A 13413-nucleotide genomic window follows, 5' to 3' on the forward strand; every position below is an offset into this window, starting at 1 on the left:
GCCAGACATGCCCACACAGACTTTCAACCTGAACGGTGAGCAGGTCACCGTCGAGGTCGAGGACGACGTCCGCCTGCTCTGGGTGATCCGCGACATCCTCGGCGTCACCGGCCCCAAGTACGGCTGCGGCATCAACGTCTGCAAGGCCTGCACCAGCCACATCAACGGCAAGGCCTTCAACCCCTGCAGCGTCCCCGTCAGCGACATCTCCGCCGACGACGAGATCACCACCATCGAAGGCCTCGCCGACACCGTCGACTCCGACCTGCACCCCATGCAGGAAGCCTGGATCGACAAGGACGTCGCCCAGTGCGGCTACTGCCAGCCCGGCCAGATCATGGCCGCCGTGGCCAAGGTCCGCCAGTGCGCCGAAGAAGGCCGCAAGCTCGACGACGCCGCCATCGAGGAGATCCGCAACATCTGCCGCTGCGGCACCTACAACCGCATCCGCGAAGCGATCTACGCCGGCGCCGAGAACATGTGACCGCCGTGGGCCCCGGGTGCCTGATCCCGGGGCCCACTCCCCCTTCCTTCACGACGAGACGAGGACGAACCACATGAACACAGCGAAGCGCGTGACCCTGGCGGCCGTTGCCGGTGGCCTGCTGCTGGTCGGGGCCGGAGTCGCGGCGGCCGACGACAACGAGGCCGACTTCACCAACACCCAGAACCCGGGCCAGCTCGGCACCTCGGTGTCGGAGATCCTGGGCGAGCTCACGTTCCAGGGCACCGACGCCCTCAACGGCGACAACCGCCCCGACGGAGCCAACGGCGTCGAGAACGAGTTCCCGCCCGTCAACCCCCGCTACGTCGAGGGTCCGGTCGGCGGCCTGCTCAACGGCCCGTTCGACTAGGGCCGGACCCCACCGACGATGCGCCGGCCCCGGGTCATCTCCTCCCGGGGCCGGCGCGTCACCACCCGGCGGACACCGTCGACGGAGTCACCCGTTCGAGTGACGTCGTCGTCCGCCACAGATCTGTCGATGAGGAAGAGAAGCCCGATCCGTGCCGCATCTGCGGAGCTGATGCGGCCATCGGGCCTTTCCCGGCCCCCTGGAGCACCTGTTCGCTCCCCGGGGTCGTGCGACACCGCGTATCCGGAGCGACGCACGGATCGTTGACCTTCCGACGATGCCGGCGGCACGGGCCCACCCGTACCGCCGGCATTCTCGACGAGAGGACGACGATGCCCGCTCCACCCCACGACGACCGGCACACCCACCGCGGTGCGCCGGTCGTTCGCGTGGGCGGGCCCGCGTCCGCACGATGATCCGCCCCGCGCGGAACCGGACCACCCGAACGCGCCGCGCTCCCCCGTCGGCGGCTGAAGAACAGGACCTCTGGATGGCCCACCACCGCTTCGCATCCCCGCAGCCCGCGGCGCCCCGCGCCCAGGTCAGCCGACGCAGCTTCCTCGGCTTCGTCATCGCCGCGCCCACCCTGGTCGTCGCCGCCGAGATGACCACCGGCTTCCTCGGACTCGCCCCGACCGCGGCGGCCGACCCGCTCGTGTCCGTGCCGCAGACGCCGGAGGTCTACGACCTGCTCGACGCCCTGCGCGACGCGGCCCGCCCCACGGCGAACCTCATCCGCGTCCAGGTGAACCGGGACAGCACGGTCTCCTTCGAGCTGCCCCGCTCCGACAACGGCCAGGACATCATCGGCGCCACGCAGATGATCATCGCCGAGGAGATGGGCCTCGACCCGGAGCAGGTGCTCGTCACCCTGGCCGACGCCCGTCCCGAGCTGCTGTTCAACCAGCTCACCGGCGGCTCGAGCACGATCTTCACCACCTACACGCCGATCCGGGTCGCCGCGGCCATCGCGAACATGCGCCTGCTCGACGCCGCCGCCGCCCAGCTGGAGCAGGAGGTCAACCTCCTCACCACCCGCCGGGGCGTCATCACCGACACCCTGGGTGCGGCCATCCCGATCGGCGACCTGGCCGAGATCGCCGGCAGCGACGTGACCGAGCCGGTCGAGGTCGTGCTGAAGGGGCGCGAGGAGTTCTCCGTCATCGGCACGCCGCGCAACAAGCACGACCAGCTCGCGATGGTCACCGGCGCCAAGAAGTTCGTGACCGACCTGAAGATCCCCGACGCCCTGCCGACCATGGTCTGCCGGGCACCCACGCTGAACGGCACCGTCGAGTCCGTCGACAACATCGACGAGGTCCGGCGGATGCCCGGCGTCACCGACGTCGAGGTCGTCGGCACCGGCATCGCCGTGCGGGCCGCGACCTTCGGCCAGTGCATCGACGCCATCCAGGTGCTGCGGGCCCAGTGGGGCCCGGGCACCGCGGAGGGCGCGAGCGACGACTCGGTCCTGGAGACGGTCCGGGCGGCCCAGCTCCCGCTCGTCGTGCCCGCCGGTGTGGTCGGCGAGAGCATCGAGAGCGAGCACACGTTCTACTTCCGCAGCGGCAGCTCGCTGGAGACCAACTCCGCGATCGCCGACGTGCGCAGCGGCTCGGCCGAGATCTGGGGCCCGGCGAAGAACCCGATCGCGGCCCAGGGCGAGATCGCGAAGATCCTCGGCCTCCCCGTGGGCGCCGTGACCTTCCACGTCGTCCAGGGCGGCGGCTCCTTCGGCCGCAAGCTGTTCTTCGACGGCGCGCTGGAGGCCGCGGAGATCTCGCAGAAGATGGGCAAGCCCGTCAACCTGTTGTGGCACCGCGCCGACGACTCCCGCGTCGGGCGCGTGCACCCGCTGTGCACCTCGCGGATCCGCGCCGTCGTCTCCGGGGACAAGGTGCTCAGCTTCGAGCAGCGCCACACCAGCGTCTCCTCGGAGATCAACCCGGGCCTGGGCGAGCCGATCACCGCGGCCGCGATCAAGGCCCCGCTCGCCAACCTGACGTTCTCCGAGTCGGTCTTCGAGCTCACGCAGGTCGCCCACTACGACTTCGGGGTGAGCACCCGCCTGCTCAACGAGGTCGACATGCGCTTCAACACGCAGTCGACGCGCAACATCTACTCCCCCGACGTCACCGCCGCCCGCGAGCTCATGGTCGACCAGATCGCCGAGCAGATGGGCAAGGACCCCTACGAGTTCCGCCGGGAGTTCCTCAAGTCCGACCGGGCCCGCGGCGTGCTCGACAAGGTCGCGGAGGAGGGCGAGTGGGGGAAGTCGATGCCGGAGGGCACCGCCCAGGGCATCGGCTTCCACTTCGAGTACAAGGGCGTGTCGGCCTGCCTGGTCGAGATCGACTGCCGCCCGGAGACGGTGAACCGGCCGATCCGCGAGGGCGTCACCGGCCCGCGCGTCACCAAGGTGACCTTCGCGATCGACCCCGGCCTGGTCATCAACCCGCGGGGCGTCGAGGCCCAGATGATGGGCGGCATCAACGACGCCATCGCCAACATGCTCACGGCCAGCCTCCACCTGACCGACGGGTACTTCGTCGAGGCGAGCTGGGACAACTACTTCTACACCCGGCAGTGGAACACCCCGATCGAGATGGACATCCACATCGTCGACTCCGGGTTCCCCGAGCCCGGCGGAATCGGTGAGGCCGGCGTGGCCTCCACCGGCGCCGCGGTGGCCAACGCCTACCGGCGGGCCACCGGCATCACGCCGGAGTACTTCCCGATCAACCACAAGGACCCGTTCCCGTTCGAGCCGAAGCCGGTCGTGCCGCCGGTCCCGCAGTCGCCGACCGACGGCCTCGAGTTCACCTTCTAGGAGCCAGACATGCCCACACAGACTTTCAACCTGAACGGTGAGCAGGTCACCGTCGAGGTCGAGGACGACGTCCGCCTGCTCTGGGTGATCCGCGACATCCTCGGCGTCACCGGCCCCAAGTACGGCTGCGGCATCAACGTCTGCAAGGCCTGCACCAGCCACATCAACGGCAAGGCCTTCAACCCCTGCAGCGTCCCCGTCAGCGACATCTCCGCCGACGACGAGATCACCACCATCGAAGGCCTCGCCGACACCGTCGACTCCGACCTGCACCCCATGCAGGAAGCCTGGATCGACAAGGACGTCGCCCAGTGCGGCTACTGCCAGCCCGGCCAGATCATGGCCGCCGTGGCCAAGGTCCGCCAGTGCGCCGAAGAAGGCCGCAAGCTCGACGACGCCGCCATCGAGGAGATCCGCAACATCTGCCGCTGCGGCACCTACAACCGCATCCGCGAAGCGATCTACGCCGGCGCGGAGAACATGTGAGGGGCATCCGGATGAAGAAGAAGCTCGTCGTGGGCGCGCTCGTCGCCGCCGCCGTGGTCGGCGGGGCGGGCGTGGCCGTCGCCGACCCGATCTCCACCCCGGACGACCTGGGCCAGGGCGGCAGCGCCGTCACCGCGCTGCTCGGCGACCTGGGCGCCCAGCTGACCGACTTCGTCGACGGGCCGCGGCCCGAGGGCGTCGACGGCACCGAGGTCGAGCCGGTCGACGCCGACCCCCGCTTCGTCGAGGGTCCGCTCAGCGGGATCGTCCAGGACGGGCCGTTCGAGTGACCTGATCCGCTCCGACGAACGGGCCCCCGCCACCGCGGGGGCCCGTTCGTCGTCTCAGGGCCGGGCGACCAGTACCCGGAACGCGTTGTTCAGGACGTAGCCCGCGCCCTCGCGGTGGCGCTCCAGGCGGTCCAGCACCGCCGCGCGCACCGCGGCCGGCCCGGCCGCGTTCATCGCGTGCCGGCCGATGCCGGAGTCGAACAGCGGGCCGACGACCGCGTCCTCGTCGGGGTAGCGGAACGCGCACACCACCTGCTCGGACGACACGACCTGCAGTCCGGCCCCGCCGACGAGGTCGGCGAGCTGGTCGGGGCCGTCCTCGGGCGGCGGGCGGCGCGGCCCGAGCCACGGCGCCAGCGCCTCGCCGAAGGCCCGCACGTCGCAGTCCTGTTCGCGGCCCCACACCGTGACGGCGACGAGCCCGCCCGGCGCCACGCGCGCGGCCTCCGACAGCGCCCGCCGCGGGTCGCGCAGGTGGGCGACCAGCTGCACCATGCCGACCACGTCGACCGGTCCGACGTCACCGAGATCGGCCGCGTCGCCGACGGCGAAGGTCGCCTCCGGCACCTCGCTCGCGGACAGCGCCACGGCCGAGGGGTCCCCGTCGACGCCGTGCACCCGCGCCCCGCGCGCCACCGCGGCGCGGGAGAACCCGCCGCCGCCGCAGCCGACGTCGAGCACGCGCGTGCCCTCCCGCACTCCGGTGGCGTCGAGGACGGCCGCGTACAGCGGGTCGGCCCAGCCCGCGGGTCCCTCGCTCACCCGGACCCCCACACGTCGTCGGCGACCCGCACGATCAGCTCCAGCTTCGCCTTCTGCTCGTCGACGGTGAGGTCGTTGCCCTCCACCGTGGACGAGAAGCCGCACTGCGGGGACAGGCACAGCTGGTCGAGCGGCACGTGCGCGGCGGCCTCGTCGATGCGGCGCTTGAGGGCGTCGGCGTCCTCCAGCTTCCCGGTCTTCGTCGTGACCAGCCCGAGCACCACCTTCTTGCCCGGCGGCACGAACCGCAGCGGCTCGAACCCGCCGGAGCGCTCGTCGTCGAACTCGCAGAAGAAGCCGTCGACGGCGAGCTCGCCGAACAGGGCCTCGGCGACGTGGTCGTAGCCGCCCTCCGCCGCCCACGACGAGCGGTAGTTGCCGCGGCACATGTGCGTGGTGACCCGCAGGTCCGACGGCCGGTCGGCGATCGCGGCGTTGATCTGGCGGATGTAGCGCAGGTGCTGGGTCTCGGGGTCGTCGCCCTTCGCGGCCAGGTCGGCGCGGTGGGCGGGGTCGTTGAGGTAGGCCAGCGCGGTGTCGTCGAGCTGCAGGTAGCGGCAGCCCAGGCCGTGCAGGGCGGTGATCTCGTCGGCGTAGGCGGCGGAGAGGTCGGTCCAGAACTGCTCGAGGTCGGGGTAGACGCCGCGGTCGATCACCGCGGAGCCGCCGCGGGCGTAGACCATGCTCGGCGACGGGATCGTCAGCTTCGGCACGACGGTGCCGGTCCGTCCGGCGCCCACCTGCTCGGCGAGGAACGCGAAGTCGTCGGCGAAGATCGGGGTGTCCAGCCGGACCGGGCCGTCGACCGCCATGCCCGCCGAGGTGAACGCGCCCTCGCCCGCGGCGTTGCGCATCTTCACCTCGATCCGCTGGTCGGTCTTCGTGATGCCGCCGAGCCGGTAGATGAAGTCCATGTGCCAGGAGGTGCGGCGGAACTCGCCGTCGGTGGCCGAGCGCAGGCCGGCCTCCGCCTGCAGCGCGACGACGTCGCGGATCGCGGTGTCCTCCGCGGCACGCAGGCCGGCGTCGTCGAGGGAGCCCGCGGCGTGCTGCTCCCTCGCGGAGAGCAGCGCGGGTGGGCGCAGGAGGCTGCCGACGTGGTCGGCGCGGAACGGAGCCGTCATGCCCGTGAGGCTATGCCCGCGGGCGCATCGGCTGCATGATCAGCTCATGGACCTCGGCGTCGTGACCTTCCTGACCGACTACGGCATCACCCCCGTCGAGCTGGGCCGGGCCGTCGAGGAGCGCGGCCTCGGCGCCCTGTTCCTCACCGAGCACACCCACATCCCGACCAGCCGCGAGTCGCCGTGGCCGGGCGGGCCGGAGCTGCCGACCCGCTACTCCCACACCTACGACCCGTTCGTCGCGCTCGCGGCGGTCGCCGCCACGACCGAGCGGATCGTGCTCGGCACCGCCGTCTCGCTGATCGCCCAGCACGACCCGATCGTGCTGGCCAAGGCGGTCGCGAGCCTCGACCGGATCGCGGGCGGGCGCTTCGAGCTGGGGATCGGGCCGGGCTGGAACGCCGAGGAGATGGCGCACCACGGCGTCGACCCCGGGAGGCGGACGGCCCGGATGCTGGAGCACGTCGAGGCGATGCGGGTGATCTGGACGGAGGACGAGGCCGAGTACCACGGCCGGTTCGTCGACTTCTCCCCGATCTGGTCCTGGCCCAAGCCGACGCGCGTGCCGCCGGTGCTCATCGGCGGCGGCGGGCCGACGGTGCTCGACCGCGTCCTGTCCCACGGCGACGGCTGGATCCCGCTGCGCGTCCCGGTGTCGGCGCTCGACGAGTTCGGCGAGCGCGTCGCCGAGCTGCGGCGGCGCGCCGCCGAGGCCGGGCGCGACCCGCTGCCGGTCACCCTCTACGGGGCGTCGCCGAAGCCGGAGGCGCTCGCGTCCTACGCCGCGGCGGGGGTCGACCGGGTGCTGTTCGAGCTCACCGACCCGGGCCCCGGCGGCACCGACGCCACCCTGCGCGAGCTCGACGGGCTGGCGGCGCTGGTCTAGTGCCCGCCGGTCGCGCGGGCGTCGTCGGTCTCGGCCCGCGCGACGCGCGCCGCGGCCTCGCGCACGGCGACCTCCAGCTCCCAGCGCCGGGCCGCGAACTCCGCGCGCGTCACCGTGACCCCGACCGCCGACCGCACGGCGCCGCCCGGCCCGGGCACCGGGGCCGCGACGCCCGCGATCCCCGGCCGGTACTCCTCCACCTCGACCCCGACGCCCGCCGACCGGACCCGCATGAGCTCCCGGTCCAGGCCCCGCCGCTCCACGAGCGTGCGCGAGGTCAGCCGCGGCATCCCGTACGGCGTGAGCAGCTCGCTGACCCGGGCCGGGCGCAGCGGCGCGAGCAGGACCTTGCCGCCCGCGGTGGCGTGCGCCGGCGTCGGCTCGCCGACGTCGAAGCCGTCGGGCCGGGCGTGGTGGGCGCAGTCGTCGACGGCCGCGACGACGATGTCGGTGTCGCGGAAGACGACCAGGTGGCACGCCGCCCCGACGGACTCGTGCACCTCGTGCAGGATCGTCCGCACCGGCGACGCGGGCCGGACCTGGTCGACCAGGCTGCGCTGCAGCTCCCCGATCCGGTACCCCAGCCCGTAGCCGCGGACCTCCTGCAGGCGCACCAGGTAGCCCTCCTGCACCAGCGTGCCCAGCGCCCGGTAGACGGTGGGCAGCGGGCTGCCCAGCCGCCGGGCGATCGCCTTGGCCGTGACCCCGTCGCCCGCGGCCGCGACGGCCTCGACGACGCGCAGCGCGCGCGTGATCGACGTGCCGGTGCCGCGGTCGGGTTCCACGCGTCCAGTGTCCAGCCGCTCAGCGTCCCGGCGCCAGCAGCATCCGGCACCACAGGTCGGCGAGGTGCTCCCCGAACCGCTCCGGCGTCCAGCCCCGCTCGTGGACCAGCAGCACGTAGTACTCGGCCGAGTTGGTGCTCCAGACGATGTCGGCGACCTCGTCGTCGGTGAGGTCGCCGCGGAGCTCGCCGGTGGCGCGCAGATCGGCCGCGAACAGCCGCATGTTGGCCGCCCGCCGCCGGGTGATCTCGGTGCGCAGCCGCGCGCACTGCGGGTCACGGGCGGCCGCGTCGCGCAGCGCGGTGAGGATCGGGGCGGTGCGCGGACCCATCTCCGCGACGGCCGCCGCGTAGAGCCCGATCTTCGCCCGCGCCCCTGCCGCGGCCCGGACCGCGTGCACGTAGCCGCGCTGCTCGGCCGGGACCGCCCGGTCGGTGCCGGAGATCGCGGTCTCCACCACCTCGCGCAGCAGCACCGGCTTGCGCCCGACCGAGGCGTAGAGCGTGTCGACGTTGACGCCGGCCCGCTCGGCGATCTGCGCGACGGTCGTGGCCGCGTACCCGCGGGCCAGGAACAGCTCGCGCGCCGCGTCGAGGACGGCCCGCCGGGTGCCGGCCGCCTGCTCCGCGCGCCGCGGGGCCCGGTACCCCCGCCGCCCCTTGACGTCGTCGCCCATCGGCGCCAACCTTACCGGTATTCGTCCGAACTGCATTCGGATCAACCCAGGGAGCGGACCGTGGTCTACGCCTTCACCCAGGACGTGCCGATCGACGCCGACCTCTACCGGCGGATCACCGACGAGCTCGGCCCGGAACCGCTCGACGGCCAGCTGCTGCACCTGTGCGTCCGGCGCCCGGACGGCGGGCTGCGCTACATCGACGTGTGGGAGTCCCGCGAGCACTGCGCCCGCGCGTTCGACGAGCGGATCCACCCGGCCGTCGACCGGGCCCTCGGCGGTGCGCGGCCGTCGCAGGAGCCGGTGGTGACGCACCTGGAGGTGCTCGACGCCAGCGGGGCACTGCTGGCCGCACAGGGCTGACGAACCTGGGAGCATCGGGGCCATGGACGACGAGGCACTGCACCACCGCATCGACGAGCTGGTCGCCGAGGAGCACCGCCTGGAGCGGGCCCACATCGGCTCGGCGCTCTCGGCCGAGGAGAAGGAGCGCCTCGACCGGTTGGGGGTGCAGCTCGACCGCACCTGGGACCTGCTGCGCCAGCGCGACGCCCGCCGCCGGGCCGGGCTCGACCCCGACGGCGCCACCGAGCGCGACGCCGACACCGTCGAGGGATACCGGCAGTAGTCCGTGCAGGTCACCCCGCTGACGCCCGACCGGCTGGCCGTCGAGGTCGTGGGGCTCGTCGACGCCCGGCCGGGCCGGGTGCGCCTGGCCGTCGACGGCCCGCCCCCGACGCACCCGGAGGTGCTCGCCGGGCAGGTCGCCGAGGACCTGCGGACGCGCGGGCGGGCCGCGGTGGTGGTGGCCGCGGCCGACTACCTGCGGCCCGCGTCGGTGCGGCTGGAGCACGGCCGCGAGGACCCCGACGAGCTCCTCGACGGCTGGCTCGACGACGCCGGGCTGCGCCGCGAGGTCCTCGACCCGGCGGCGTCGACGGGCCGGGTGCTGCCGCGCCTGTGGGACGCCGCGGCCGACCGCGCGTTCCGCGACGGCTACACCCGGCTCCCGCCCGGCGGGGTCGTGATCGTGGCCGGCGCGCTGCTGCTGGGTCGCGGGCTGCCGTTCGACCTCGCGGTGCACCTGCGGATGGGCCCGGCCGCGCTGGCCAGGAGGCTGCCGGAGTCGGAGCACTGGACGCTGCCCGCCCACGCCCGGTACGCCGCAGAGCGCGACCCGGCGGGCCACGCGGACCTGCTGGTGCTGGCCGATCACCCCGACCGGCCGGCGGTGCAGCGGTGATCGGCTACCGCTCGGCGACGCCACGGTCGTGCTCGGCGATCAGGTCTCGGACCCGTAACGGTCCCGGGGAGGGCCTCGGCCTGGAGACCGGCGGGCCACGGGGCCTCGGAGGAGGCCCGTAGATGATGTTGTGGGCGAGGAGGGAGTTGAACCCTCACGTCCTTTCGGACACACGGACCTGAACCGTGCGCGTCTGCCATTCCGCCACTCGCCCTGGCAGGAGGAAAGCTAGCACGGGCGGGCGCACCCCCCGTCGCAGACCCCCGCATCGGGGGGCGGCACTCTGGGGGGTAGCACAGATACGATCGGTGCTGTCAGCAACACGCCGTCGTGAACGGAGGAAGATCGGTTGGGCCGCGTCGGAAGGTTCGAGCGCCGTCTACAAGGGATGGTGGGCGACGCTTTCGCACGGGTTTTCGGTGGCAGCGTCGTACCCCAGGAGGTCATGCAGGGGCTGCTCCGGGAAGCCGAGGACCACATCGAGCAGTTGGCGGGGGGACGGCTCCTGGCGCCGAACCGCTACACCGTGCTGCTCGGGCCCGCCGATTTCGATCGCATGGCCGGTGACACCGCGCAGATCGTGGACTCGCTGTCGAGTTACGTCACCGAACAACTCGCCGACCAGGGATGGGACACCTACGGCGAGGTCGTAGTCTTTCTGGAGCGCTCCGATGCGCTGCACACGGGACAGTTCCGCACCCGCTCGTCCGTGGACCCCGACGCTTCCCGTCAGGACGCCACTCGAGCACGCGACGCAGGAGAAGCACCCATGAGCCAGCAACCGGGCCACCCCGAGGAGAACGGGCAGTACGGCTACGACCGTCCCGCCCCCGGCGGATACGGGCAGCAGACGTACGCCCCTCCCGCCTACGACCAGCGCCAGGGGGGGTACGACCAGGGCGAGCAGCCCCCGCAGGGCTACGGCCAGCAGGCGGGCGCCCCGGGCACCCCCGACCCCTACGGCCAGCAGGGCTACGGCCAGCAGCAGGGCTACGGGCAGCAGGGCGGCGCCCCCGACCCCTACGGCCAGCAGGGCTACGGCCAGCAGGGCGGCTACGGGCAGCAGCAGGGCTACGACCAGGGCTACGGCCAGCAGCAGGGCTACGCGGGGCAGCAGCCCGGCTACGGCCAGCCCGGATACGACCAGGGCTACGGGCAGCAGCAGGGCTACGGCCAGCAGGGTTACGACCAGGGTTACGGCCAGCAGCAGGGCTACGGCCAGCAGGGCTACGACCAGGGCTACGGCCAGCAGCAGGGCTACGGCCAGCAGGGCTACGACCAGGGCTACGGCCAGCAGGGTTACGGCCAGCAGGGCTACTCCGCCACGCTGAGCCTCGACGACGGCTCGGGCCGCAACTACGAGCTGACCCAGGGCAGCCACGTGATCGGCCGCGGCCAGGAGTCGGCGTTCCGCCTTCCGGACACCGGCGTGTCGCGCCGTCATCTGGAGGTCAGCTGGGATGGTCAGTCGGCCACGCTCACCGACCTCGGCTCCACGAACGGCACCACCGTGAACGGCAACCCGGTGCAGACGTGGCAGCTCAACGACGGTGACGTGATCCGGGTCGGGCACTCGAGCCTGGTCTTCCGGACCCAGTAGTCACCGCACAAGACCCCAGAACGGAGTTCGCCGCGAGTGCCGGAGTTGGTGCTGCAGCTGACCAGGGCGGGCTTCCTCGCCCTCCTCTGGCTGTTCGTGCTGGTCGCGCTCCGGGTGGTGCGGTCGGATCTGTACGCCGCGTCCGGGCTCCGGTCGATGCTGCCCGGAGGCGGTCGGGCGGCGCCCCGCGGCGGGAGCCGGGGCCGCACGCCCCGGCAACTGCTCGTCACGGCGGGCGCGCTGGCGGGCACCCGGGTGTCGTTGGAGGACTCCCGGCCGATCCTCATCGGCCGGGCCGACGACTCCACCCTGGTGCTCGACGACGACTACGCCTCGACCCGCCACGCACGCATCTCCCTGCAGGGAGAGGAGTGGTACGTCGAGGATCTCGGGTCGACGAACGGGACGTACCTCGACCGGGCTAAGGTCACCGGACCCACCCGGGTCCCCCTGGGAGTCCCTGTCCGCATCGGCAAGACGGTGATCGAGCTCCGATCATGAACCGGTTCCCTTCCGGGCCCGCCGACCGAGCCGCCGGAGCCGCCCGATGACGCTGGTCCTGCGCTACTCGGCCCGCAGCGACCGCGGGCTCGTCCGGCAGAACAACCAGGACGCGGTCTACGCCGGTCCCCGGCTGCTGGCCCTCGCCGACGGCATGGGCGGTCACGCCGCGGGCGAGGTCGCCTCGTCCCTGGTGATCTCCGCGCTCGCCCCGCTCGACGAGGACGACCCCGGCGACGACCTGCTCCGCGAGCTGCGCGACGCCACCGTCGAGGGCAACGCCGCGATCACCCAGCACGTCCGCGACGCCCCCGACCTGGAGGGCATGGGCACCACGCTCACCGCCATCCTGTTCGCGGGTTCGCGCCTGGGCCTGGTCCACATCGGCGACTCGCGCGCCTACCAGCTGCGCGGCGGCACCTTCACCCAGATCACGAAGGACGACACGTTCGTCCAGTCGCTGATCGACGAGGGCCGGATCACCGAGGAGGAGGCGCACACGCACCCGCAGCGGTCGCTGCTGCTGCGCGCCATCACCGGCCAGGACATCGACCCCTCGCTGACGATCCGCGAGGCCCGGGCGGGCGACCGCTACCTCCTGTGCTCCGACGGCCTGTCCGGCGTCGTGAGCGACGAGACGCTCGCCGACACGCTGCGCGGCTACCGCGACCCCCGCGAGTGCGCCGACCGGATGATCGACCTCGCCCTGCGCGGCGGCGGCCCCGACAACATCACCTGCATCGTCGCCGACGTCCTCGACATCGAGTTCGGCGAGGACGCCCCGATCGTCGGCGGGGCGGCGGGCGACGGCCGCGACGACGACGTCGCGCGGCCCGACTCCTCGGCGGCGCGCGCCTCCGCCGCCACCATGACCCGGCCCGCGCCGCAGCGGACCGCCCCGGCCGCGCAGGCCCCGGCCGCGAAGCGCTCCCGCGCCCGGCTGCTGATCGCCGCGCTCGCGGTGCTGGTCGTGCTCGTCGGCGGCGGGCTGCTCGCCCGCATCTGGGTGCTCCAGCAGTACTACGTGGGCGCCGACACCGACCGCGTCACGATCTTCCAGGGCGTGCAGGGCGACGTGCTGGGCGTTCCGCTGCACACCGTGGCCGAGCGCACCGACATCGCGCTCGACGACCTCACCGAGTCCGACCGCTCCCTGGTCCGCGGCGGGATCGACGCGGCGGGCCTCGAGGGAGCGCAGGGCGTCGTCGAGCGGCTGCGCACGAAGATGCTCGCGCCCTGCCCGGCCCCCACCGCGCAGACGCCCGAGACCGCGCTCGTCCCGACGCTGCCCGACGTGACCTTCCCCGACTACGGCACCACTCCGCTGCCGAGCGTGCCGCCCGAGCCGGGGATCAACTGCCGGCCGGTGGGCTGAC

Annotated in this window: 16 protein-coding genes and 1 tRNA gene; 12 read left to right on the forward strand and 5 right to left on the reverse strand. The window is 73.0% G+C overall.

Annotated features, from left to right (window positions below; genetic code table 11):
* The first annotated feature begins 7 nt into the window (after window positions 1-7).
* From H6H00_RS07990 to H6H00_RS08010, 5 genes are all read left to right on the forward strand, one after another.
* Window positions 8-484 carry a (2Fe-2S)-binding protein gene (locus H6H00_RS07990; RefSeq protein ID WP_185720675.1) on the forward strand — a complete coding sequence of 159 codons (477 nt, stop codon included), beginning with the start codon at window positions 8-10 and terminating at the stop codon, window positions 482-484.
* A gap of 73 nt (window positions 485-557) precedes the next feature.
* Complete coding sequence (locus tag H6H00_RS07995; protein WP_185720676.1) at window positions 558-854, forward strand: hypothetical protein; 297 nt, start codon at window positions 558-560, stop codon at window positions 852-854.
* 490 nt (window positions 855-1344) lie between these two features.
* Window positions 1345-3684 carry a molybdopterin cofactor-binding domain-containing protein gene (locus H6H00_RS08000; RefSeq protein WP_185720677.1) on the forward strand — a complete coding sequence of 780 codons (2340 nt, stop codon included), beginning with the start codon at window positions 1345-1347 and terminating at the stop codon, window positions 3682-3684.
* Between the two features lie 9 nt (window positions 3685-3693).
* Window positions 3694-4170: a (2Fe-2S)-binding protein gene (locus tag H6H00_RS08005; protein WP_185720675.1), complete on the forward strand. Its 477-nt coding sequence runs from the start codon at window positions 3694-3696 to the stop codon at window positions 4168-4170.
* Entirely contained in the window at window positions 4167-4460 is a 294-nt protein-coding gene (locus H6H00_RS08010) for a hypothetical protein (protein ID WP_185720678.1), read from the forward strand. Before H6H00_RS08005 ends, H6H00_RS08010 begins: the two co-directional genes overlap by 4 nt.
* A 54-nt stretch (window positions 4461-4514) precedes the next feature.
* On the opposite strand, the gene H6H00_RS08015 is transcribed toward H6H00_RS08010, so the two are convergent.
* Window positions 4515-5222: a class I SAM-dependent methyltransferase gene (locus tag H6H00_RS08015; RefSeq protein WP_185720679.1), complete on the reverse strand. Its 708-nt coding sequence runs from the start codon at window positions 5220-5222 to the stop codon at window positions 4515-4517.
* The gene (locus tag H6H00_RS08020; protein ID WP_185720680.1) at window positions 5219-6346 is read right to left on the reverse strand and encodes a 5-methyltetrahydropteroyltriglutamate--homocysteine S-methyltransferase; all 1128 of its coding nucleotides are present in this window, start codon (window positions 6344-6346) and stop codon (window positions 5219-5221) included. The genes H6H00_RS08015 and H6H00_RS08020 overlap by 4 nt, the downstream gene beginning before the upstream one ends.
* A 46-nt stretch (window positions 6347-6392) precedes the next feature.
* On the opposite strand from H6H00_RS08020, the gene H6H00_RS08025 reads away from it, so the two are divergent.
* The gene (locus H6H00_RS08025; protein WP_185720681.1) at window positions 6393-7232 is read left to right on the forward strand and encodes an LLM class F420-dependent oxidoreductase; all 840 of its coding nucleotides are present in this window, start codon (window positions 6393-6395) and stop codon (window positions 7230-7232) included.
* Here H6H00_RS08025 and H6H00_RS08030 read toward each other — a convergent pair.
* Complete coding sequence (locus H6H00_RS08030) at window positions 7229-8017, reverse strand: IclR family transcriptional regulator (RefSeq protein ID WP_185720682.1); 789 nt, start codon at window positions 8015-8017, stop codon at window positions 7229-7231. The genes H6H00_RS08025 and H6H00_RS08030 overlap by 4 nt on opposite strands.
* A 19-nt stretch (window positions 8018-8036) precedes the next feature.
* Window positions 8037-8693, reverse strand: a complete 657-nt coding sequence (locus H6H00_RS08035) for a TetR/AcrR family transcriptional regulator (protein WP_185720683.1) — start codon at window positions 8691-8693, stop codon at window positions 8037-8039.
* Between the two features lie 60 nt (window positions 8694-8753).
* On the opposite strand from H6H00_RS08035, the gene H6H00_RS08040 reads away from it, so the two are divergent.
* The 3 genes from H6H00_RS08040 to H6H00_RS08050 are packed head-to-tail and all read left to right on the forward strand — an operon-like array spanning window position 8754 to window position 9936.
* A complete protein-coding gene (locus H6H00_RS08040; RefSeq protein ID WP_185720684.1) occupies window positions 8754-9056 on the forward strand; it encodes a hypothetical protein in 303 nt (100 codons plus the stop codon).
* 22 nt (window positions 9057-9078) lie between these two features.
* On the forward strand, window positions 9079-9321 hold the full coding sequence (locus H6H00_RS08045; RefSeq protein ID WP_185720685.1) for a DUF2630 family protein: 243 nt from the start codon (window positions 9079-9081) through the stop codon (window positions 9319-9321).
* A 3-nt stretch (window positions 9322-9324) separates the two neighbouring features.
* Entirely contained in the window at window positions 9325-9936 is a 612-nt protein-coding gene (locus tag H6H00_RS08050; RefSeq protein WP_185720686.1) for a nucleoside/nucleotide kinase family protein, read from the forward strand.
* Between the two features lie 131 nt (window positions 9937-10067).
* Here the strand turns inward: H6H00_RS08050 and H6H00_RS08055 are convergent.
* A tRNA-Leu gene (locus tag H6H00_RS08055) sits at window positions 10068-10150 on the reverse strand.
* Window positions 10151-10285: 135 nt separating this feature from the next.
* Here H6H00_RS08055 and H6H00_RS08060 point away from each other — a divergent pair.
* Genes H6H00_RS08060 through H6H00_RS08070 form a run of 3 tightly spaced genes read left to right on the forward strand, consistent with a single transcriptional unit; the run spans window position 10286 to window position 13412 of the window.
* Complete coding sequence (locus tag H6H00_RS08060) at window positions 10286-11536, forward strand: FHA domain-containing protein (protein WP_185720687.1); 1251 nt, start codon at window positions 10286-10288, stop codon at window positions 11534-11536.
* A gap of 36 nt (window positions 11537-11572) precedes the next feature.
* A complete protein-coding gene (locus H6H00_RS08065; protein ID WP_185720688.1) occupies window positions 11573-12037 on the forward strand; it encodes an FHA domain-containing protein FhaB/FipA in 465 nt (154 codons plus the stop codon).
* A 46-nt stretch (window positions 12038-12083) separates the two neighbouring features.
* Entirely contained in the window at window positions 12084-13412 is a 1329-nt protein-coding gene (locus H6H00_RS08070) for a PP2C family protein-serine/threonine phosphatase (protein ID WP_185720689.1), read from the forward strand.
* The last annotated feature ends 1 nt before the right edge of the window (window position 13413 follow it).

It is taken from the genome of Pseudonocardia petroleophila (assembly GCF_014235185.1).
Taxonomy (GTDB): domain Bacteria; phylum Actinomycetota; class Actinomycetes; order Mycobacteriales; family Pseudonocardiaceae; genus Pseudonocardia; species Pseudonocardia petroleophila.